At 51.0% G+C, this 21,808-nt stretch carries 18 protein-coding genes and 1 riboswitch; all 18 genes read left to right on the plus strand.

Annotated features, from left to right (window positions below; genetic code table 11):
• Positions 1-130: 130 nt before the first annotated feature.
• The 18 genes from clpB to hbs all read left to right on the plus strand — a co-directional run bounded on the left by clpB (position 131) and on the right by hbs (position 21,720).
• On the plus strand, positions 131-2,737 hold the full coding sequence (clpB, locus tag LSE01S_RS06770) for an ATP-dependent chaperone ClpB (protein ID WP_061776875.1): 2,607 nt from the start codon (positions 131-133) through the stop codon (positions 2,735-2,737).
• Positions 2,738-2,880: 143 nt separating this feature from the next.
• Complete coding sequence (gene dnaE, locus LSE01S_RS06775) at positions 2,881-6,231, plus strand: DNA polymerase III subunit alpha (RefSeq protein ID WP_061776876.1); 3,351 nt, start codon at positions 2,881-2,883, stop codon at positions 6,229-6,231.
• 94 nt (positions 6,232-6,325) lie between these two features.
• On the plus strand, positions 6,326-7,054 hold the full coding sequence (locus LSE01S_RS06780; protein ID WP_061776877.1) for a transaldolase: 729 nt from the start codon (positions 6,326-6,328) through the stop codon (positions 7,052-7,054).
• A gap of 260 nt (positions 7,055-7,314) precedes the next feature.
• Positions 7,315-9,072 carry a pyruvate kinase gene (gene pyk / locus LSE01S_RS06785; RefSeq protein WP_061776878.1) on the plus strand — a complete coding sequence of 586 codons (1,758 nt, stop codon included), beginning with the start codon at positions 7,315-7,317 and terminating at the stop codon, positions 9,070-9,072.
• Positions 9,073-9,318: 246 nt separating this feature from the next.
• Positions 9,319-10,209, plus strand: coding sequence for a CvfB family protein (locus LSE01S_RS06790; RefSeq protein WP_061776879.1), 891 nt, complete (start codon positions 9,319-9,321; stop codon positions 10,207-10,209).
• Positions 10,210-10,230: 21 nt separating this feature from the next.
• On the plus strand, positions 10,231-11,118 hold the full coding sequence (gene xerD, locus LSE01S_RS06795) for a site-specific tyrosine recombinase XerD (RefSeq protein ID WP_420843288.1): 888 nt from the start codon (positions 10,231-10,233) through the stop codon (positions 11,116-11,118).
• A 39-nt stretch (positions 11,119-11,157) separates the two neighbouring features.
• On the plus strand, positions 11,158-11,553 hold the full coding sequence (locus LSE01S_RS06800) for a hypothetical protein (RefSeq protein WP_061776880.1): 396 nt from the start codon (positions 11,158-11,160) through the stop codon (positions 11,551-11,553).
• Entirely contained in the window at positions 11,507-12,298 is a 792-nt protein-coding gene (locus tag LSE01S_RS06805; RefSeq protein ID WP_061776881.1) for a segregation and condensation protein A, read from the plus strand. The genes LSE01S_RS06800 and LSE01S_RS06805 overlap by 47 nt, the downstream gene beginning before the upstream one ends.
• Complete coding sequence (gene scpB, locus LSE01S_RS06810; protein WP_061776907.1) at positions 12,276-12,878, plus strand: SMC-Scp complex subunit ScpB; 603 nt, start codon at positions 12,276-12,278, stop codon at positions 12,876-12,878. Before LSE01S_RS06805 ends, scpB begins: the two co-directional genes overlap by 23 nt.
• On the plus strand, positions 12,879-13,601 hold the full coding sequence (locus LSE01S_RS06815; RefSeq protein WP_061776882.1) for a pseudouridine synthase: 723 nt from the start codon (positions 12,879-12,881) through the stop codon (positions 13,599-13,601).
• A gap of 61 nt (positions 13,602-13,662) precedes the next feature.
• Positions 13,663-13,780: riboswitch (FMN riboswitch) on the plus strand.
• A 108-nt stretch (positions 13,781-13,888) separates the two neighbouring features.
• Positions 13,889-14,470, plus strand: a complete 582-nt coding sequence (locus LSE01S_RS06820; protein ID WP_061776883.1) for an ECF transporter S component — start codon at positions 13,889-13,891, stop codon at positions 14,468-14,470.
• 97 nt (positions 14,471-14,567) lie between these two features.
• A complete protein-coding gene (locus LSE01S_RS06825; protein WP_061776884.1) occupies positions 14,568-15,611 on the plus strand; it encodes a helix-turn-helix domain-containing protein in 1,044 nt (347 codons plus the stop codon).
• Positions 15,604-17,028, plus strand: coding sequence for a RecQ family ATP-dependent DNA helicase (locus tag LSE01S_RS06830; RefSeq protein WP_061776885.1), 1,425 nt, complete (start codon positions 15,604-15,606; stop codon positions 17,026-17,028). The genes LSE01S_RS06825 and LSE01S_RS06830 overlap by 8 nt, the downstream gene beginning before the upstream one ends.
• 71 nt (positions 17,029-17,099) lie before the next feature.
• On the plus strand, positions 17,100-17,699 hold the full coding sequence (locus tag LSE01S_RS06835) for a LysM peptidoglycan-binding domain-containing protein (protein WP_061776886.1): 600 nt from the start codon (positions 17,100-17,102) through the stop codon (positions 17,697-17,699).
• Positions 17,700-17,729: 30 nt separating this feature from the next.
• Positions 17,730-18,410, plus strand: coding sequence for a (d)CMP kinase (cmk, locus tag LSE01S_RS06840; protein ID WP_061776887.1), 681 nt, complete (start codon positions 17,730-17,732; stop codon positions 18,408-18,410).
• A gap of 78 nt (positions 18,411-18,488) precedes the next feature.
• Positions 18,489-19,799 carry a 30S ribosomal protein S1 gene (gene rpsA / locus LSE01S_RS06845; RefSeq protein ID WP_061776888.1) on the plus strand — a complete coding sequence of 437 codons (1,311 nt, stop codon included), beginning with the start codon at positions 18,489-18,491 and terminating at the stop codon, positions 19,797-19,799.
• A 98-nt stretch (positions 19,800-19,897) separates the two neighbouring features.
• A complete protein-coding gene (gene der / locus LSE01S_RS06850) occupies positions 19,898-21,205 on the plus strand; it encodes a ribosome biogenesis GTPase Der (RefSeq protein WP_061776889.1) in 1,308 nt (435 codons plus the stop codon).
• Between the two features lie 239 nt (positions 21,206-21,444).
• Entirely contained in the window at positions 21,445-21,720 is a 276-nt protein-coding gene (hbs, locus tag LSE01S_RS06855) for a non-specific DNA-binding protein Hbs (RefSeq protein ID WP_011667553.1), read from the plus strand.
• Positions 21,721-21,808: the final 88 nt, after the last annotated feature.

A 21,808-nucleotide genomic window follows, 5' to 3' on the forward strand; every position in this document is an offset into this window, starting at 1 on the left:
CTTGGTCAAATTATTTTCATTTTCGATCAAGATCAGTTAGAATATGAATGAAAAATCGAGGTTAACCGGTTGGTTGCCTCTTTTTTAGACCGAAAATTAATGAAATTTAATCGATTGAGGGGGAGTTTAAATGAATCCAGAAAAAATGACGCAAGGCTTAACGGATGCGATTGCAGAGGCTCAACAGATTGCCATGACGCGCCGGCATCAGGATGTGACGGTGGCCCATCTATTCAAGTTCTTAGTTCAGCCGGGTGAGCTGGCCCGCCAGATCTTTCAAGACGCCGGCTTAGACGTGACCGCGCTCGATCAGGAGCTCGACCGTGAGTTGGACAGCATCAGTACCGTTACCGGGAGTGGTGTGCAGTATGGCCAACAGTTCTCGCGAAACCTAACGGAGTTGTTCCAAACAGCCGATCAAGTTCGGGTCGCCTACAATGATGACTTTATGGCCATCGATACGGTGGTGATCGCGCTGATGAAGCTGACGGGTGAGTCACTGACCGATTACCTCAAGGCCCAGGGCGTCACGGAAAAGAAGTTGCGCCAGGCCGTCGACAAGCTGCGTGGTGGCGAACGGGTCACCTCGAAGAATCAAGAGGACCAATATAAAGCATTGGAAAAGTATGGGACCGACCTGGTTAAGGCCATGCGAAGTGGCAAGATTGACCCGATTATTGGCCGCGACGACGAGATTCTCTCGGTCATTCGGATTTTGTCGCGCAAGACGAAGAATAATCCCGTGTTGATCGGGGAGCCCGGGGTGGGTAAGACCGCGATTGTCGAGGGCCTAGCCCAGCGGATTGTTCGTGGCGACGTGCCGGATAACTTGCAGGATAAGACGATTTTCTCGCTCGATATGGGGTCTCTGATTGCTGGGGCCAAGTACCGGGGTGAATTTGAGGAACGCCTGAAGGCGGTGTTGAAGGAAGTCACCAAGAGTAACGGCCAGATTATCATGTTCATCGATGAGATTCACAACATTGTTGGTGCCGGAAAGACTGAAGGCAGTATGGATGCCGGCAACCTGTTGAAGCCAATGTTGGCCCGCGGCGAGCTTCATTTGATTGGGGCGACGACCTTGGACGAATACCGCCAATATTTGGAGAAAGATAAGGCGCTAGCCCGTCGATTCCAACGGGTTGTTGTGGATGAACCCAGTGTAGACGACACCGTCACTATCCTGCGGGGCCTCCGGGAACGCTTCGAAATTCATCACGGGGTCCGGATTCATGACAATGCCTTGATTGCGGCGGCTAAGTTGTCCGATCGTTATTTGACCGATCGATTCCTGCCCGATAAAGCGATTGACCTGGTTGATGAGGCCTCAGCCTCGATTCGAGTCGAGATGAATTCCGCGCCCACCGAACTAGACCAAGCGCGGCGGCAACTTATGCGGATGCAGGTCGAACAGACGGCCCTGAAGCAGGAAACCGATGCTGCCTCGAAACAACGCTTGACGGAATTGAAGAAGGAACTTGCCGATACGCAAGAAAAGGTCGATCAACTGGGTGCCCGGTGGCAGGACGAAAAGAGCGCCATTAAGAAATTGGGCGATCAGAAGCAGGCATTGGACGAGGCTAAGCGTGATTTGGCAAATGCCGAAGCGCAGTACGATCTGAACAAGGCCGCCGAGCTTCAACATGGCACCATTCCACAATTGGAAAAGCAGTTGGCTGCGTTGGAAAAGCAAGATCAACAAGCCAACTGGCTGGTATCCGAGTCTGTGACCGAAAATGAAATTGCCGCGGTGGTTAGTCGGATGACCGGCATTCCCGTGACCAAGTTGGTTCAAGGTGAGCGTGAGAAGCTACTGAAGTTAGCCGATCGGTTGCACGACCGGGTCGTTGGACAGGATCAGGCGGTTTCGGCCGTGGCAGATGCCGTCCTGCGTTCCCGGGCTGGTTTACAGGATCCCACGAAACCCTTAGGGTCGTTCCTGTTTCTCGGGCCAACCGGGGTTGGGAAGACCGAATTAGCCAAGGCGCTGGCCGAAAACCTTTTCGACAGTGAAGACCATATGGTGCGGATCGATATGAGTGAGTACATGGAGAAGGAGTCCGTGTCACGCTTGGTTGGTGCGGCCCCTGGTTACGTGGGCTACGAAGAGGGGGGTCAGCTGACCGAGGCCGTGCGGCGTAATCCGTACACGATTGTTCTGTTTGATGAGGTGGAGAAGGCTCATCCGGATGTCTTTAACCTGTTATTGCAAGTCCTGGATGATGGCCGGCTGACCGACAGCCAAGGTCGGACGGTGGACTTTAAGAATACGATCCTCATCATGACCTCTAACCTGGGGTCCGAGATTCTATTGAATGGTACGGATGATCAGGGGCATATCGAACCAGAAGCTCAGGAACAGGTTGCCCAATTGTTACAGACCCACTTCCGGCCAGAATTTTTGAATCGAATTGACGAGACCATCATGTTTACTCCATTGTCCTTGGCCGATGTCCAGCAGATTGTGGTTAAGTTGATTGACCATTTGGCGGTTCGATTGCATGAACAGCAGCTCGACCTGACCATTTCGCCGGCGGCTCAGTCCTGGATTGCCAAGGCAGGTTATTTGCCGGCTTACGGCGCACGACCATTGCAGCGCTTTATCACAACCCACGTGGAAACTCCGTTGGCTCGGGAGCTAATTGCCGGAAAGATTCCCGCGCATAGTCTGATTACGATCGATGTGGCTGACGACACGTTGACGTTCACCCATGCCCCGCAGCCGGATGTCGATTAATTGAAGACTTGTTTGAAGAGAGCCTGGTATCGTTCAGGCTCTTTTTTTGCTAAACAAGTTCTGAACGTGTGTTCGAACTTGCCGGCTGACGCCAGATTTCTGGTATAATACACTTAACGATTTTTTCAGAAGGGGGCGGCGCCATGTTTGTGCCATTACAGGTGTTAAGCACCTATAGCCTGTTACAGAGTACGAATAGTATTGATCAATTGGTTCAAACGGCCAAGGAACGGGGATACCAGGCCTTGGCCTTGACCGATCGCAACGTTATGTATGGTGAAGTGGCCTTTTACAATGCCTGTCAGCAGGCCGGCATCAAGCCGCTATTGGGGTTGACTTTGACGGTCCAGGGACTGACCGACCCCACGCAGACGGCCGATTGGGTTCTGATTGCCAGTGACTTTCAGGGATATCAACAACTCATGCAGTTGTCGACCGCGTATCAGGTGGCCGATGGTGCCGTTGACTTGTCCCAACAAGTGGCCAATCTGAGCCATCTGAAGGTGATCGCACCGTTAACGGGAGAGATTCAGGATCTCTTGGCGGCGGGAGCCGGGGATGCCGCAGTGCAAGTGATTCGGCAGTTCCAGGCCTGGTGTACACCGGCCAATGTCTTTATTGGTATTAGCCCCGAACAGTTGTCCGCGGAACAGACGGCCCGCAAGGCCTTGGCCGAGCAAACGGCGGCCCCGTTGGTAGGGTTAGCGCCAGTCGATTATTTAGACGCCGAGGATTATTTTGCGGTGACCGTCTTACGGGCCATCGGAGCCGGTGAAACGGTCACCGATTTACCAGCGGCCCAGGCCAAACGTGGCGAACACTGGTTGAAGCCGGCAGTCGAACAGTTGAGCCAATTTCAAGCGGCGGGATTGGCAGCAGCGGCCGCAACCACGGCAGAACTGGCAGCAGCCACGACGGTGACGTTACAGTTCAAACAACCGCAATTGCCGCAATTTCCAACGCCGGATCAGCAGACCTCTCAAGATTACCTGCACCAATTGTGCCAGCGGGGGTTGACGTGGCGATTGAAAGAATTGGGAATTGTCGAGTCGGCACCGTACCAGGAGCGGTTAGACCGCGAGCTAGGGGTTATTCATCGAATGGGATTTGATGATTACTTCTTGATTGTGTGGGACGTCATGCACTTTGCCCACCAGGCTCACATCCAGACCGGGCCTGGTCGGGGCTCCGCGGCTGGTTCATTGGTGGCCTATGTTTTGGCCATCACCGAAGTTGACCCGTTGACCTACAACCTCCTGTTTGAACGATTCTTAAATGAAGACCGGGCCCAGATGCCCGATATTGACCTGGATATTCCGGACGACAAACGCGAACAGGTCTTGCAGTACGTTCATGATAAGTATGGGCACGATCGGGTAGCCCAAATCATTACCTTTGGCACGTTAGCGGCCAAGGCCGCGCTGCGGGATGTGGGGCGAGTCCTTGGCGTGCCACCTTATGAGATGAGCGATTGGAGTGCCGCGATTCCGGCCCAACTCCACATTACTTTGAAGGCAGCCTATGACCAGTCGCAACGGCTGCGTAACTTGGTAGCCGATTCCGATCGCAACCAGTTATTATTTGAGACGGCTCGGCGTTTGGAAGGCTTGCCGCGTAATTATTCGACCCATGCGGCCGGGATCGTTTTAAGCCAAGGGGCGCTGACCGATCTGGTACCGTTACAGCCGGGAAGTGAAGACCTGCTAATGACCCAGTATCCCAAGGACACCGTTGAGGCGGTGGGCCTGTTGAAGATGGACTTCTTGGGGTTACGTAATCTGAGTATCTTGGCTAATGCCTTAGACCTAGTGGCGAAGCAGACCGGGACCCGACCGGACCTGAATCAAATTGACCTGAATGACCCGGCCACGTTACAACTATTTGCCGCCGGGGAGACTAACGGGGTCTTTCAGTTCGAATCGGCTGGCATTAAGCGGGTGTTGCGAACCCTGCGGCCCGATAGCTTCGAATTAGTTGCTGCCGTGAACGCGTTGTATCGGCCCGGTCCAATGGAAAATATCGATACCTTCATTCGCCGTAAGGATGGCCGAGAACCGGTAACCTTTCCGGCGGCGGCACTAAAACCAATTTTGGGTCCCACCTATGGCGTCCTAGTCTATCAAGAACAGGTTATGCAGGTGGCCGCCGTCATGGGGGGCTTTAGCCTGGGTGAAGCCGATTTGCTGCGTCGAGCGATGAGTAAGAAAAAGAAGCAAACGATGGATGCGATGCAGAAGAAGTTCGTAGCGGGAGCCCTCAAATTAGGGTATCCGGCGGCCGTCGCACAACAAGTCTTTGCCTATATGGACCAGTTTGCCAATTATGGGTTTAACCGATCACATGCGGTCGCCTATAGTAAGCTGGCCTTTCAATTGGCTTACCTGAAGGCTCACTATCCGGCACCATTTTACGCGGCATTATTAAACTCGGTGATTAATGTGCCGGTTAAGACCAAAATGTATTTGACCGAGGCCAAACGCCACGGCGTTCAAGTGCTGCCGCCGGATATTAACCAGTCTGGAGCCTACTTTAATCTCCGACAAGGAGCCATTATCTTTGGTTTGAGCTCGATTAAGGGGGTGCGCCGTGACTTTTTGCGGGCGATCCTGGCCGATCGACGAGCTAAGGGGCCGTTCCAGAATTTGCATGAGTTTTTGCAGCGAGTTGAAGATAAATACCGCAAGCCAGATCTGTTGAATGCCATGGTTTACGCCGGGGCGTTCGATCACTTTGGTTACAATCGGGCGGAGCTCTTGGCTGCCATGCCGGAATTCCTCAGTAGTGTGGAATTATCCGGCGACAATGTGGAATTGTTCAGTGCGCTGGCCCCCAAGGTCACTCGGCAACCGGATCTGGACTTGATGACCAAGTTGACCCAAGAGGATGCCGTGCTGGGCGCCTACTTGTCGGGGCACCCGGTGGAACAGTATCGCGACCTAGGTGAACGTCTCCATACGACTGCCATTACCGATCTTGCGGCCGATAACTTGGTGACGGTCATCGTCTATGTGACTAAGATTCGTACCATCCGAACCAAGCGCGGCGAACCGATGGCGTTTGTCACTGGCAGCGACGAGACCGCCGACGTTAGTATCACCATCTTTCCCAACCAGTACCGGCAAATGGCGGATTGGCTGGCCACCAATCAGGTACTGGTCGTCAAGGGGAAGGTGGAGCAGCAACGGGGCTTGCAGATCGTTGCCAACCAGGTGACTTTGGCGGAAAAGATGACGACACCGGCTACTAAGGCGCTACCTAAGGGGCCCCGTTGGTTCATCCGGGTGGATGCCGACCATGATGAGCGGGGGATTGCCGAACAACTTGGTCAATTCCTGACTGACCATCATGGATCGGTTCCGGTCATTGTTTATCAGGTCCAATCCGATCGCAAGCGCGTCATGCCCAAGCGGCAATGGCTTAGTGCCGAAGCAGCGTTGCAACCGGCCCTAGAAGCCTTAATGGGTCCGGGAAATATTGTTCTACAAAATGGATAGACCAATTTTACGAAAAATACCTCTGGACTATTTGTACCAGTGTTGGTATGATTATACCAATAACTGATGTAAATCTACTTTGGAGGTATTTTTCATGCAATTGAAAGTCAAAGTTTATTCTGATGGTGCGGAATTATCCGCAATGAAGGCAGTCGCAGCTAAAGGGGTTGTGGAAGGGTTCACAACAAATCCTAGTTTGATGAAGGCCGCCGGGATTACGGATTACTTGGCATTTGCCAAAGAGGCCGTGGCCACATTCCCCGACCAATCGATTAGTTTCGAAGTCTTTGGTAATACGCCTGAACGGATGTTGGCAGAAGCCAAGGTCTTGGCCGCACTGGGCAAGCATGTCGCGGTTAAGGTTCCGATCATTCGGGCCAGTGGTGAAGACAATGCCGCGGTGATTACTGCCTTATCCGATGCCGGCGTTCACGTTAATGTGACCGCTATCACAACTCTCGACCAAGTGAAGCTGGCCGTTTCCGCCCTGAATGCCGAGGTTGGGGGGATCGTTTCCGTCTTTGCCGGTCGAATTGCCGACACCGGCGTTGACCCAATCCCATTAATGAAGGCTGCTGCAACGGCTTGTCACGCTAAGGACAATGTCGAATTACTCTGGGCTAGCACCCGCGAAGTCTTTAACATCGTTGAGGCCGACGAAACTGATTGTGATATTATTACCGTGCCACCTAAGATTTTGGCTAAGCTGCCAAAGTTCGGGAAGGATGCTTTCCAAGTTTCCGTCGACACCGTCAAGACCTTTGACCAAGATATTGCGGAATTAGGTTTTACCATTCCCGTTGAAGGTGCCCCAGAAGTATAGTTAAAAATTATTCTTAAAATAACCTACTGGTTATACAACCAGTAGGTTTTTAAGTAGGATAATCCCTTTAATACCGGGGAAAGCGCTTACTTTGATAACTATTCAACAATCTCGGTAAAAATCGATGATCTTAGCAGACATAAAATTTTAAAAGTGATAGAATACTTTTGGAATCAAATTTGTGCCGAATAACTGAGACGCATTATTTTCTTGAAAAATAATGGGTTAGTTCGTGCCATTTCTAAAGGAGAGATTTTCTAATGAAGAAAACCAAGATTGTAAGTACCCTTGGGCCTGCAAGTACTGATGTCGATACAATTGTTAAATTAATCGAATCAGGTGCCAACATCTTCCGGTTCAACTTCTCACATGGTGACCATGAAGAACACTTAGGTCGCTTGGAGAACGTTCACAAGGCCGAAAGAATTACTGGTAAAACGGTTGGAATCATGCTCGACACTAAGGGTGCCGAGATTCGGACCACCGTCCAACAAGGCGGTAAGCTGCAGTTTTCCACTGGCGACCAATTCCGAATCTCCATGGATGACTCGATCGAAGGAACCAAGGATAAGATTGCTGTAACTTACCCTGGTTTATATGATGACGTTCATGAAGGCGGCCACGTTATGTTTGATGACGGTCTCTTAGACTCCGTAATCGACAAGAAAGACGATGCAACTAAGGAATTAGTTGTGACCGCACAAAACGATGGTGTCTTGGGCTCACGTAAGGGTGTTAACGCACCCGGCGTTTCCATCAACCTGCCTGGGATTACTGAAAAGGATTCCGATGACATTCGTTTTGGCTTAGACCATGAGATTAACTTCATTGCAGCTTCATTCGTTCGTAAGCCACAAGACGTTATGGACATTCGTGAACTGCTTGAAGAAAAGCACATGGAACACGTGCAAATCTTCCCTAAGATTGAATCCCAAGAAGGGATCAATAATTTTGATGATATCATCAAGGTTTCCGATGGGTTGATGGTTGCTCGTGGGGACATGGGTGTTGAAATTCCAACGGAAAACGTGCCATTGGTTCAAAAAGCTTTGATCAAGAAGTGTAACGCTTTGGGCAAGCCCGTTATCACGGCTACTCAAATGTTAGACTCCATGCAAGAAAACCCACGTCCTACTCGTGCCGAAGCCTCTGACGTTGCCAACGCCGTCTTCGATGGGACCGATGCCACGATGCTTTCTGGTGAAAGTGCTAACGGTGAATACCCAGTTGAAGCCGTTGCTACCATGAACCGGATCGACATCAAGGCCGAAAACGCCTTGAAGGAATTCGGTCGTGACAACTTGAACTTCGATAACGGTGACGTTACTGAATCCATCGGTGCTTCCGTAGCCCGGGTTGCTAACGAACTGGGTGTTAAGACGATTGTTGCTGCTACTGAAAGTGGCTACACGGCTAAGATGATTTCCAAGTACCGGCCAAATGCTGATATCTTGGCAATTACCTTCGATGACCGGACTCGTCGTGGTTTGATGGTTAACTGGGGTGTTTACCCAATCGTTACCGAAAAGCCTGGTAATACTGACGAAATGTTCGATTTAGCAGCTGCTAAAGCTGTTGAAACCGGCTTGGCTAAGGAAGGCGATTTGATCCTGATCACTGCCGGCGTGCCAGTTGGCGAACGTGGGACCACAAACTTAATGAAGATCCAATTGATTGGTTCTAAGTTAGTTCAAGGTCAAGGTGTCGGTGATGACACGGTTATCGGCAAGGCAATTATTGCTAATACCGCTGCTGAAGCTAACGCTAAAGTCGTTGAAGGTGGTATCTTGATTGCCAAGAACACCGACAAAGACTACTTGCCAGCAATTGAAAAGTCTAGCGCCGTGATCGTTGAAAACGGTGGGTTGACTTCTCACGCTGCGGTTGTTGGGATCTCAATGGGGATTCCAGTTATCGTGGGCGCCGTTGGTGCTAGCGATAAGATTTCCGATGGTGAATTGATTACCGTTGACTCACGTCGCGGGATCGTTTACCACGGTGCATCTAACGCACTTTAATAAGAGATAAACCTGTTATGAAAAGCGGACCCTCTGTCGGGGGCCCGCTTTTTGCTGTCTGGCGTACGCGGCCGACGGGGCTGGAGTTAGGGCAATTTCGACAAGACGATTTGCAGCTACTGAAGATTCGAGCGGCTAACTCTTAGTTTGTGAGATTGAAGCTGGCTAGTTGTGGGGTTTCCGTGTAAAATAAGCGTTAGACAGTTTTGAACGGACACTGGTTTACCCAGTAGAATTGAGGAGAATATGGCAGATTTATTAGGACGACTGATTACCGGTAAAGTCACCGATGAGAACGAAACGGATTACTTTGTTCAGGTTGAAGGGACTACCTTCCGCCTCGACAAGGCAGAAATTAAGAAACCATTGCGGATGAATGGAACCTTTACGGGTTTTGCTTACGAAAATGAAAATCACGACATGCAAATGACGCGGGATGCGCCGAAGTCTCAAATTGACCGGTATGGTTTTGGGACGGTGGTTCGGAGTCAACGGACTCTGGGTGTTTTCGTGAACATTGGCTTACCCAACAAGGATATCGTGGTGTCATTGGATGACCTACCAGATATGATGGAACTCTGGCCACAACAGGGCGACCGGTTACTGATTGCTTTGCGCGAAGACGCCAAACATCGTCTGTGGGGTGTCTTGGCCGATGGTGACATCTACCAGGCCATTGCTCAACCAGCGAATAAGCGTCTCCAAAACAGTAACGTGACTGTGACCGCTTACCAACTGAAGTTAGTCGGGACCCGGGTGATTACTGACCACTTTGAACTGGGATTTATTCATCCATCAGAACGGGAAACGGAACCCCGTTTGGGTGAGGAACTCAAGGCACGAGTGATTGGCGTCCATGATGACGGGACGTTGAACTTGTCCTTGCGTCCGCGGACCTTCGAGGCCATCGATGACGATTCAGCCATGTTGTTAGCTGCGCTGGAACATAGTGAAGACGGTCACTTAGATTTTAGTGACAAGAGCGATCCGGCGGCCATCAAGGCCTATTTCGGGATCAGCAAGGGTCAATTCAAGCGGGCCGTGGGTCATCTGATGAAGGCCCGGAAGATCACGCAACACGATGGTGGCCTCTGGTTGGCCGACGAAGCGTCCGAGACCAGCAAAACGACCAAATAAGGAGGGGATAACGTGGCAGATTTGATGACCGCGGTGGCCGACTTCGGCCACTACTTAACGGTTGAACAGGGCCTGGCCGAAAATTCAGTCAAGAGCTATGTTCAAGAACTGACCACGTTTACTCACTATTTACAGAGTCGAACGGTGGCGACCTTCGCCACCGTTGACCGCCTGACGGTCCTAGCTTATTTGAATCATCTGACCGAGCAGGGAAAGTCTCGCAACTCGGTCATTCATGCCGTTTCGGCCCTGCGGAAGTTTTATCGTTATCTGGTCCAGACGCATCAGTTGGCGGTGAATCCGATGGCCAACGTGGCCGCTCCCAAGCACGCTCAACACCTGCCGGCGGTCTTAACCGTCGCCGAGGTTGATCGGCTACTGGCGGCCCCCGACACCGCAAAAAAATTGGGATTAAGGGACCGTGCACTTCTAGAGGTATTGTACGCCACTGGGTTACGGGTGAGCGAACTGGTTCATTTGAAGCTGGCGGACCTGCACTTGGAGATGGGGTTGATTCAGACCCTGGGTAAGGGCGATAAGGAACGAATTATTCCGATTGGCGACGTGGCTGGTGACTGGATTAACCGGTACCTGCAGCAGGTCCGCCCCCAACTCTTGAAGCAGCGAACCAGTCCCTACCTGTTTCTCAATGCGCATGGCAGTGGTCTGTCTCGGCAGGCGATTTGGCAGAAGATTAAGCAGTATGTCCGGGTTGCGGGGATTAAGAAGGATGTGACGCCGCATACGCTACGTCATTCCTTTGCGACCCATATTTTAGAGAATGGGGCGGATTTGCGGGTGGTTCAGGAACTCCTGGGCCACGCCGACATCACGACGACCCAGATCTATACCCATATTTCGAAGCAGCGGTTAGTGAAGGTGTATGACCAATATCATCCCCGTGCCTAAATTGAAATAACGTTAAATAACCCTGATTGGAGGACCAAGATGTTACGGAAATACCGGAGCGATTATCAGAAGATAGCCATGGGACTACTCAGTCTGTTACCGAACTTCAAGGATTGGGATCGGTTACAGGCGGAATTAACCTGGTATTTAAGTGGCGATGACCGGACCCTCTACCTGTGGAAGGATGAGCACGATGATTTTGCCGGGATTATTGGGGCAGAGGAACAGGGAAGGTACCTAATTGTCCGGCTCCTCACGTTGATGCCCGATAAGCAATCAACCAAAAACACCTGGCAAATGTTAGACGAGTTAGCGGCTGCGGCGCCCAAGTTACGCTTGATGGGGACCCTAGCCACCGCAAAGATTATCGCAAAATGGGAGTATTACCATGGACAAAGCAACGACGAGCGGCCAGCCACTGATTCAGGTCAGTGATTTTGAGGGACCGTTAGACTTATTGTTACACCTCATTAAAACCAATGAAATGGACATCTATGATATTCGGATCTCGACGATTACGAGTCAATACTTGACGTATCTTCATCAGATGCAGACTCTCCGGCTAGACATTGCGGGAGAGTATTTTGTCATGGCCGCCAATTTAATGGCGATCAAGGCTAAACTCCTGTTACCTAAACCCCAAACCGTCGCGGTTGATGAGGATGAGGATCCCACGGTGGACCCGCGCGAGGAGCTGGTTAGCCAGCTGTTGGAATACCAACGTTACAAGCAGGCGGCGCAAAACCTGAAGGAACGGGCGGCCGATCGGCAGCAACACTTTACTCGGCCGGCGGCACCGGTGCCCGATTCGGTGGCCTTAACGGTGGCGCCAGGGGTGACCCCGGTCGATTTGCAACAAGCCTTGGTTAAGCTTCTCCACCGAGCCACGGTGATGAAGCCCGTCACTCAGAACATTCATCAGGAACATTTCACCATCAAAGCCCAAATGCAAGTGGTCATGCGACGGTTGCAGGCGGCCCATGGACTGGTTGACTTTGACCGGTTGGTGGCTAAGGTCCCCGCGATGGAAGAAGTTGTGACCACCTTTTTAGCGGTCCTCGAGTTAGCCCGGCAACGGCAGGTTCGTTTGCAACAGGTTAGTCGAATGGCCCCGTTAGAGGTTAAATTTTTACAGGCAGAAGGAAGGTACGATGCGGATGACGCCACTAGCACAGATTGAGAGCCTGCTCTTTGTGAGCGGAGATGAGGGGGTGACGGTGGCTGATCTGGCCGCGGCCACCGGTTTGATGCGGCCCGCAATCTTGGCTAGCCTCGAGCGATTGGCCCAGAAGTATGCGGCCGATCAAGATTCCGCGTTGGAACTCATGGTGAACGACACGACCTATCGGTTAGTGACCAAGGCCGCCGCCCAGGATCTTATTAAGCAGTACTTCGAGAATCCGTTGAGTACCAGTTTGACGCCGGCCTCACTGGAGGTCTTGGCCATCATCGCCTATCGGCAACCGGTCACGCGAATCGAAGTTGATGAGATTCGGGGGGTTCAGAGCGCGTCAACCGTACAGAAGTTAGTCTTGCGCCGACTCATTGAGGATGCCGGTCGCTTGGACGAACCGGGACGGCCCAAGGTCTACCGTACCAGTGAGTATTTCTTAGACTACTTTGGCCTCAAACAACTCGCCGATCTGCCACCCTTACCGGCCGCGGCCAAGCCGGATGCTACAGACGAGGATGTTCCCAACGGAGATTTATTCTTAAAAGCCTTTAACCAACAATTAAATTCGTCAGGAGATGAAGCCTAAATGGAACGATTACAAAAAGTCTTAGCTCATGATGGCGTGGCTTCACGTCGTCAGTCAGAAAAGCTGATCATGAGTGGCCGGGTTCGCGTCAACGGGACCGTAGTCACGGAATTGGGAACCAAGGTGGGGGTCCACGATGAAATTCTTGTGGACAATGTGCCAGTCAGTACCGAAACACCCGTCTACATCATGCTGTATAAGCCCCGTGGGGTCATTTCCACGGCCAATGATGATAAGGGGCGGCAGACCGTCGTTGACTTGCTTGAAAACGTGCCTCAACGGGTCTACCCGGTTGGTCGTCTGGATTACGACACGGATGGCTTGCTCCTGTTAACCAACGATGGGGAACTTGCCAATCGGCTGACGCATCCCAAGTATGAGGTCGAGAAGACCTATATCGCCCGGGTGACGGGGATTCCCACCAATGATACGCTGCGGCAACTGCGTCAGGGGATGACGATCGATGGGGAAACCTACGCGCCGGCTAAGAGCAAACTGCTTAGTGTGGATGACAAGAAGCATACGGCCATCGTTCAGCTGGTGATTCATGAGGGTAAGAACCATCAGGTCAAGAAGATGCTGAGTGGCGTGGGGTATCCCGTCGAGAAGCTTAAGCGTGAACAGTATGGTTTCTTGACGCTGAAGGGCTTGAATGCCGGGGAAGCCCGGTATTTGAAGCCGGCCGAGGTCCAAGAACTCAAACGCTTGACGGGACTAGCCTAAGCCAAACGTTTGACACGTCAACGAAAGTTTCGTATATTAACATTGTAATAAAAATAATCTGGTTCATCTTCAAGGCAGGGTGTAATTCCCGACCGGCGGTAAAGTCCGCAACCCGTGTGAGCGGTTGATTCGGTGCAACTCCGAAACCGACAGTAAAGTCTGGTATGCAGAAGATGAGACGTTGCTTTTTGCGTACTCTAACGTAAATCCCAAGGTCTTGCCCTTCTGTGGCAAGGCCTTTTTCATTGGGGCTTGTCACGAGATGACCGCAAGGAGGAACAAGTATCATGGAAAAAAGTCATAGTGGGTTAGGTGTTCGAGCAATGGTCCTGATGGCGTTGTTTGCCGGGATCGCGACGGTGCTCATGTTTGTCTCGGTGCCCATCCTACCGTACGTGAGTTATATGAAGTTAGACATCAGCGACCTCTTTGTCTTACTCGGCATGGGGATCTTTGGACCCGCCGGTGGGGTTGCGATTGCGGCAATCAAGGAACTGCTGTATTTTATTCTGACGGGGTTTAACCTGCAAAACTTCATTGGCATTTTGACGGCTTTCGTCGCCGACGTGGCCTTTATTTTGCCAATTGGTTGGATCTTAAAGAGGTCGACCAATAGTCTGCAACGGCAAGTGGTTGCGGTGGTCGTAGCAACGATTAGCCTGACCGTCATCTTGTCGCTGGCTAATTGGTGGGTGGTGACGCCGCTCTATCTGAAGTTGTTTGGCTTTTCTTTGGGAATGCCCGTTAAGCAACTGGTTCTAACCGGTGTTGTGCCATTTAATCTCATTAAGGGAATTGTATTGGGGGTATTATTCATCTTGCTTAACCGCCGACTAGGTCCTTGGATTGAAAAGCATCGTCTGTACTAAAATAATAAGACGTGATGTAAACGGGGACTGGCACTGAGCCAGTCCTTTTTGTATGGTAAACTAGGTTTTAAATAGGCTTTTTGAAAGAAGGATAACCATGGGGCCAACGGATTTATTACAACTATTGGATCGAGTCCAGCCCCGACGGGTTCGGGCCATTGAAAATCTTTTGCGGGGTCGCCGGACGGTATCGACCCTGTACTGGGGTCAGCGTTACCAATTGTTACCCTTGTTGAATCTCGCCAAGCAGCTGGATCGTGGGGCCCTGGATGCCGCTGCTCAGCAGGTCGTCCATCAGGGCTTAGCCACGTGGGATATCAATCAAGAACGGCTGGTACTGACCCCGGCCGGCCTAAGTAAACAACGGGCAGACCATTACTTTGTGCCCCAAACGGCCGATTGTTGGCCCACCATTGATCTCATTGCGGTGCGTCAACGAATCCTGCTAGCCGTTCAGGTAGCCTCACAGTTCAGTCACCAGGCCGGGCATTACTTACCCTTAACCACGGATATGGCGACGCGTCAGTTTGTTCGTCACTGGTTCCATCAGGTCAAGAACGACCAGTTGGGGCCACAGGTCTTGACGGCGCTGATGACCAGTCTAGACAAGCTGGACCCGGTGGTGGCGACAGTCATGACGGCTCAGTTTACCGGCTATCAGCAGGCGGGTCAGACCTTAGGACAATTGGCCCTAGCTTATCAGCGGACCGAATGGGAAATCCAGCTCATGCAATTCGAAGGCTTGGCCCAGATCATGGGAGATGCTAAGGAGCCCACGAACCCCTTTAATTCGTTGCTGCAACCCCTGTGGCAGACCCCGGTGAGTCGTAGTGCTCAGATCACTTTGAACACGGTGAAGCAGGGGCAAACCTTAGCCCAAATTGCTGGAGAGCGCCGGGTGAAGGTCAGCACGGTCAGAGAACATCTATTGGAAGCAGCCATTATGCTACCCTTAGCCGACTTCCCGTATGATCGGCTGTTATCGCCGGCTGCGCGCTCGCAATTTAAGGCGGTCGTCTCGGGGCCGGTGGATGATTGGCAATACACGGGGCTGCCCGAGGCGTTGCAACGGCAGTATGAATTCTTTTATTTTCGACTTTACGCAATTTGGGTAGGAAAGCGGGGTGCATTACATGACTAATGAGGCGCTGACCACGAGCTTGCAACGGGTGTTCGGTTATCGGAAATTTCGGCCGGGACAGCAAGCGGCCTTGGAGGCCTTGGAAGCTGGGCAAGACAGTCTGGCGATTTTGCCAACCGGTGCGGGGAAGACGCTCATTTATCAGCTATATGGTTATCGCCATGCTGGGTGCACGGTAATTGTGTCGCCCCTGTTATCCTTAATGGCGGATCAAGTTGACCGGATGCGTTTGACCGGTTTTCGGTGTTCGGCGGCGCTTACCTCCCAAACCAGTTACGCCGACCGGCAAACGATTCTGACCCAGCTGGATCAGTTACAGTTTTTGTTTCTATCACCGGAGATGTTGGCCCAACCGAAGATGTTAGCCCAGATTAAGCAGCTGACCATTAGTCTCTTGGTGGTCGATGAGGCACATTGTATCGTACAGTGGGGACCGGACTTCCGGCCGGAGTATCTTTTGCTGGGGGCGATTAAGGAAAAGCTTGGGAACCCCTTGACCCTGATGTTGACGGCCACGGCGGGGAAGGCTACCCGGCAGGAGATTGCTAAGCAACTACGCAGTCGGCCCACGGTGGTCACCGAGTCGGTCAATCGAGCCAATATCTTCCTGGATGTCGATCGCGTCAACGATGAGGGAGAAAAGAAGGCACGCCTGCAGACCTTAGTGGGACAGCTACGGGGGCCGGGGGTCGTTTATTTCTCTAGTAAGCAGTTAGCTACCGACACGGCCGAGTGGTTACAGGCCACGGCCGGCGTAAAAGCGGCCGCCTACCATGCGGGACTGAGTGGCGAGGATCGCTTCAAGATTCAACAACAATTTATGAGTGGAGAAATCGATTTGATTTGTGCCACGAGTGCCTTTGGGATGGGGATCGATAAGAATGATATCCGATACGTGATTCATTACCACCTTCCTGGCGATCTCGAAAGCTATGCCCAAGAGATTGGACGAGCTGGTCGGGACGGCCAACCGAGCGTGGCGATCCTGCTTTATGCCCCGGGGGATGAGCAGTTACCACTCGCTCTGGGACAGGCGAACCGACCCGATGAGGATGAGATTGCTCGCTATTACGCTCAGCCAACCAAGTTTGATGATACGGAACCAACCGTTCACCTATTGGCCTTTTATCGCCAGCACGGGATTAGTCAGGCAGCGGTACAGGAGTTGTTCGTGAAACGAGAGCGGGAACGAAATCGTGCCCTGGCGGGGATGGTGGCGTATGCCCGCGAAGACCATTGTTTACGTCAACGTTGGCTAGCGGCGTTTGATGAGCAGGCACCAGAACACTCGGAGGGCTGTTGTTCTCCCCAGAATCAGCCGTTGGCCATCGATCGGTTGGGTCTTGAACGTCAGACGCCAACCCAGGAAAATGGTGGCCCAGTCGACTGGCAAACGCAATTGGCCCGGCTTTTTTAAGAAGAATTTAGAGAATTCAAGTTTCTGGTATGGTACAATTACGGGTGAAAGTTTTTCAGGGAGGTTAGATGATGAGTCAAAAGCAGGACGATCAAAAGTCAAAGGCAAAGGATACCCACCCGTGGGATCAATCGTTTGCGGATGACCGTGATGATCAGGGAAACTTTTCCCGAACCAAGATGCGGCGACAGAACCATGGTAATACTATGGTGACGGTGATCCTGGTGGCCATTATTATTGTGATCGCAGCGGCTTCACTGGTCTATGGATTAGCCCGGCAGAGTGCGGTCAATCGGCCACAGAACACGGAAAAGGTTGCGGCCAGCTCTTCCAGTTCATCACATAAGAAGGCGAAGACCTCGTCAAGTCATAAGAAGGCTGCGAAGGCCAGTTCGTCAGCAACGAGTACCACGAAAACCAGTTCATCCAAGACTGCTAGCTCAAAGACAGAGGCTAGCAGCTCTTCTGTTACCACCAACAGCACCGGTCATGCCTCCAGTAGTTCACATGCCAGTTCAGCCGCGACGAAGAAGTACGCCACGGTTGAGGCTGGACAAGGGGTCTACCGGGTTGCCACGAATGCTGGGATTTCAGTCCAAAAACTCTATGAACTTAATGGCATGTCTTCCGGGTCACCACTTCACCCCGGACAACGGCTGCGAGTTCGGTAGATAAATAATTTTAGAGGGAGTCTGGATTTCATGGAGAAACAAGGATTACAAGTAGCCATTGATGGTCCCGCTTCGGCCGGCAAGAGCACGGTTGCTAAGATTGTCGCAACACGCTTTCATTACATATATTGTGATACCGGGGCTATGTATCGCGCTATTACTTGGAAAGTCTTACAAGCGGGCGTTGCCTTAGATGATGAGGCCGCGGTTAAACAATTATTAGATTCGATTACCATTCGGTTTGAGCCGGGTGAGCCTGTCCAAAAGGTCTTTGTTGACCAAACTGACGTGACGTTGGCCATTCGCCAGCCGGACGTCACCAATTCCGTTTCTGCTGTATCGGCGTTGCCGGCAGTCCGTAAGGAATTGACGGCCCGGCAACGAACGATTGCCGATGCCGGTAAGATCGTTATGGATGGCCGGGACATCGGATCGACGGTATTACCTGATGCAGAGGTTAAAATTTTCTTGGTTGCCAGTGTTGATGAGCGGGCACAACGACGCTTGAAGGATAACGCGGCCAAGGGGATTACAACGCCACTGGCAACCCTCAAGCATGAGATTGAGGAGCGGGACCGTAAGGATTCTACTCGGAAGGTCTCACCGCTTACACAAGCAGCAGACGCCATTCGGTTAGATACGACCTCAATGTCAATTGATCAGGTCGCCGATAAGATTGCTGAAATCATCAAAGAAAAAGAATCCCTATAATATGGGCTTTTTACTAGCTTTTACAGAAACAATCAGCTAAAATAGTATATAGAGTTGTCGCAAGGAGGAAAAATTCGCATGAGTGAAAATGGCACGAGTCAAAACAGTGAAAACAATGAATTATTAGATGCTTTAAACAGCATCGACAACGTTAAAGTCGGTGACGTTGTTAAGGGTGAAATCTTAACAATCGATGACGACCAACAAGCAATCGTCGGTATTGCTGATACTGGTATTGAAGGGGTTGTTCCCAAGAAGGAACTTTCCACTAAGCCAGTTGACGATATTAACTCTGTAATTAAAGTCGGGGACGTCTTAGACCTCGTCGTAATTTCTCGGATTGGTACGGATAAGGAAGGCGGTAGCTACTTACTGTCTCAACGTCGTTTGGAAGCCCGTAAGGTTTGGGACGACATCCAAAAGGAATTCGAAGCAGGTCACACATTGACTGCACCAGTTACCCAAGTTGTTAAAGGTGGCCTGGTTGTTGATGCTGGTGTCCGTGGATTCGTTCCTGCATCCATGGTTTCTGACCACTTCGTTGAAGATCTTGCTCAATTCAAGGGCCAGACGCTTGAATTCAAGATCGTTGAAATTGAACCTAGCGAAAACCGGTTGATCTTATCTCACCGGGCTATCGTTGAAAAGGAACGCGCTGCACAAAAGGAAGAAATCATGGCTAAGTTAACTGCCGGCGACATTGTCGAAGGCAAAGTTGCTCGTCTGACTAGCTTCGGTGCATTCGTTGACCTTGGTGGTGTCGATGGCTTGGTCCACGTTTCAGAAATCGCTTTTGAACGGGTTGAAAAGCCTAGCGATGTCTTGAAGGTTGGCCAAGACGTTAAGGTTAAGGTCTTATCAGTTGACCCAGACCGCGACCGGATTTCACTTTCTATCAAGCAAACCTTACCAGAACCTTGGGATGGTATCGAAGACAAAGCCCCACAAGGTAGCGTCTTAGACGGAACTGTTAAGCGTTTGACTAGCTTTGGGGCCTTCGTTGAAGTATTCCCTGGCGTTGAAGGCTTGGTTCACATTTCCCAGATTTCCCACCAACACATTGCAACGCCTGCTGACGTTTTGAAGGTTGGTCAAGAGATCAAGGTTAAGGTCTTGGATGTTCGTCCAGACGATCACCGTTTGGCATTGTCCATCAAGGCCCTTGAAGAAAAGCCACAATCCGCTGACGAAGGTTCTGAAGACCGGAGCAGCAATAACAACAACCGTAGCCGGAGCAACAACGGTGGTAACAACAACCGTCGTCGTAACAACCGGAACTCTGCTGAAACTTCAACGGCTAACGCCCCAGAAGAAAGCACTGGTTTCTCCTTAGGTGATCTGATTGGTGATAGCCTTAAGAAGGATATGGAAGATAACGAAAACAACTAATACGTTTGGTTGAGAATTGGGTCTAGAGCGGAACTTTGTTGGTTTCGTTCTGGACCTTTTTCATGTCAAATGAGAATGATGTAAAAGGAGGGATTGTCGTGGCATTTCCAGTAGTTGCCATTGTTGGTCGACCTAATGTGGGTAAATCAACGTTGTTCAACCGGATCGCCGGTGAACGGATCTCTATCGTGGAAGATACTCCCGGGGTCACGCGTGACCGGATCTATACTCGCGCGGAATGGTTGGGGACTGAGTTTCGAATGATTGATACCGGGGGGATTGACCTCGGTGATGAACCATTTCTAACACAAATTACTCAGCAAGCAGAAATTGCGATTGAAGAGGCAGATGTCATTGTCTTTATTGCCAGTGCGCCTGAAGGTGTGACGGATGCTGATGAGAAGGTTGCCAAAATTTTATACCGGGCCGATAAGCCGGTTCTGTTGGCCGTTAATAAGGCCGACAATCCAGAGACCCGGGAGTCAATTTATGACTTCTACTCGCTTGGTTTTGGCGAACCTTATCCGGTTTCCGGGGCCCATGGCCTGGGTCTTGGGGACCTGTTGGATGCTGTTGTGAAGGAGTTTCCCGCAAAGGAAGCTGGTCCGAAGGATGATTCGATTCGTTTCAGCCTGATTGGTCGGCCTAACGTCGGGAAGTCCTCCTTGGTTAACGCGATGCTTGGTGAAGACCGGGTGATCGTTTCTAATATTGCCGGAACGACCCGTGATGCTGTTGACACCAAGTTTACAGCCGATGATACCAAGTTTACGATGGTCGACACGGCCGGGATTCGTAAACGCGGCAAGGTCTACGAAAATACGGAACGTTACAGTGTCATGCGGGCGATGCGAGCGATCGATGATTCCGACGTGGTCTTGATGGTCCTGAATGCCGAAGAGGGGATTCGCGAGCAAGACAAGCGGGTTGCGGGCTATGCCCATGAGGCAGGTCGAGGGATTATCATCTTGGTTAACAAGTGGGATACCCTGAAGAAGGATAACCATACGTTAACTGACTTTCAAAACCTTATCCGGATTGAATTCCAATATCTGAGCTACGCACCGATCGTCTTTGTGTCGGCGAAGACCGGACAACGGTTGGAACAGCTGCCAGCAATGATTGAACGTGTGGCTAAGAACCATAATCAACGGGTTCAATCGGCAACTCTGAACGACGTGATTATGGATGCCATCGCCTTAAACCCAACGCCTTCCGATAACGGGAAGCGGTTGCGGGTTTACTACGCGACGCAAGTGGCCGTGGCACCACCAACCTTCGTGGTTTTCGTGAACGATCCGAAGATGATGCACTTCTCCTACGAACGATTCTTGGAAAATCAGATCCGGGAACACTTCGATTTTGAGGGGACACCTATTCACCTGATTGAACGGGCACGAAAGTAGTTGAATCGGCGTAGGAAAGGGTTTTAACAGGATTTTAACGATTTTTCAGTAAAAATGAGAATTTTGAGCTGTTAATTAGTAAAAAATGCCGTTATCCCTTGTCATACAAGGCTTCCTGTGCTATCTTTGATAAAGAAATGATGCGGCTGACCGTATTTGTTTCATCATTTTTGGACCACTCAAAAATGACCACTAGATGTTCATTCATCTAAGCTTCTATTCAGGAGGTGAATTCACACATGGCAAACAAAGCACAATTGGTTAGCGATGTTGCAACTGCAACTGGCTTAACTAAAAAGGACGCAACGGCTGCTGTAGACGCAGTCTTCGATTCTGTCCAAGCAACGTTAGCAAAAGGCGAAAAGGTTCAATTGATCGGCTTTGGTAACTTTGAAGTTCGTGAACGTGCAGCTCGTAAGGGCCGTAACCCACAAACTGGACAAGAAATCCAAATTCCTGCAAGCAAGGTACCTGCATTCAAGCCAGGTAAAGCTTTGAAGGATGCTGTTAAGTAATTAAATTAATTATTTAACCGTTGAAAGGCCAGTCCGGTCCTTACTGGGCTGGTTTTTTAATACGCTAAAATTAAATTGAACATTAAAA

The sequence above is a fragment of the Levilactobacillus senmaizukei DSM 21775 = NBRC 103853 genome (assembly GCF_001592085.1).
GTDB classification, from domain to species: Bacteria; Bacillota; Bacilli; order Lactobacillales; family Lactobacillaceae; genus Levilactobacillus; species Levilactobacillus senmaizukei.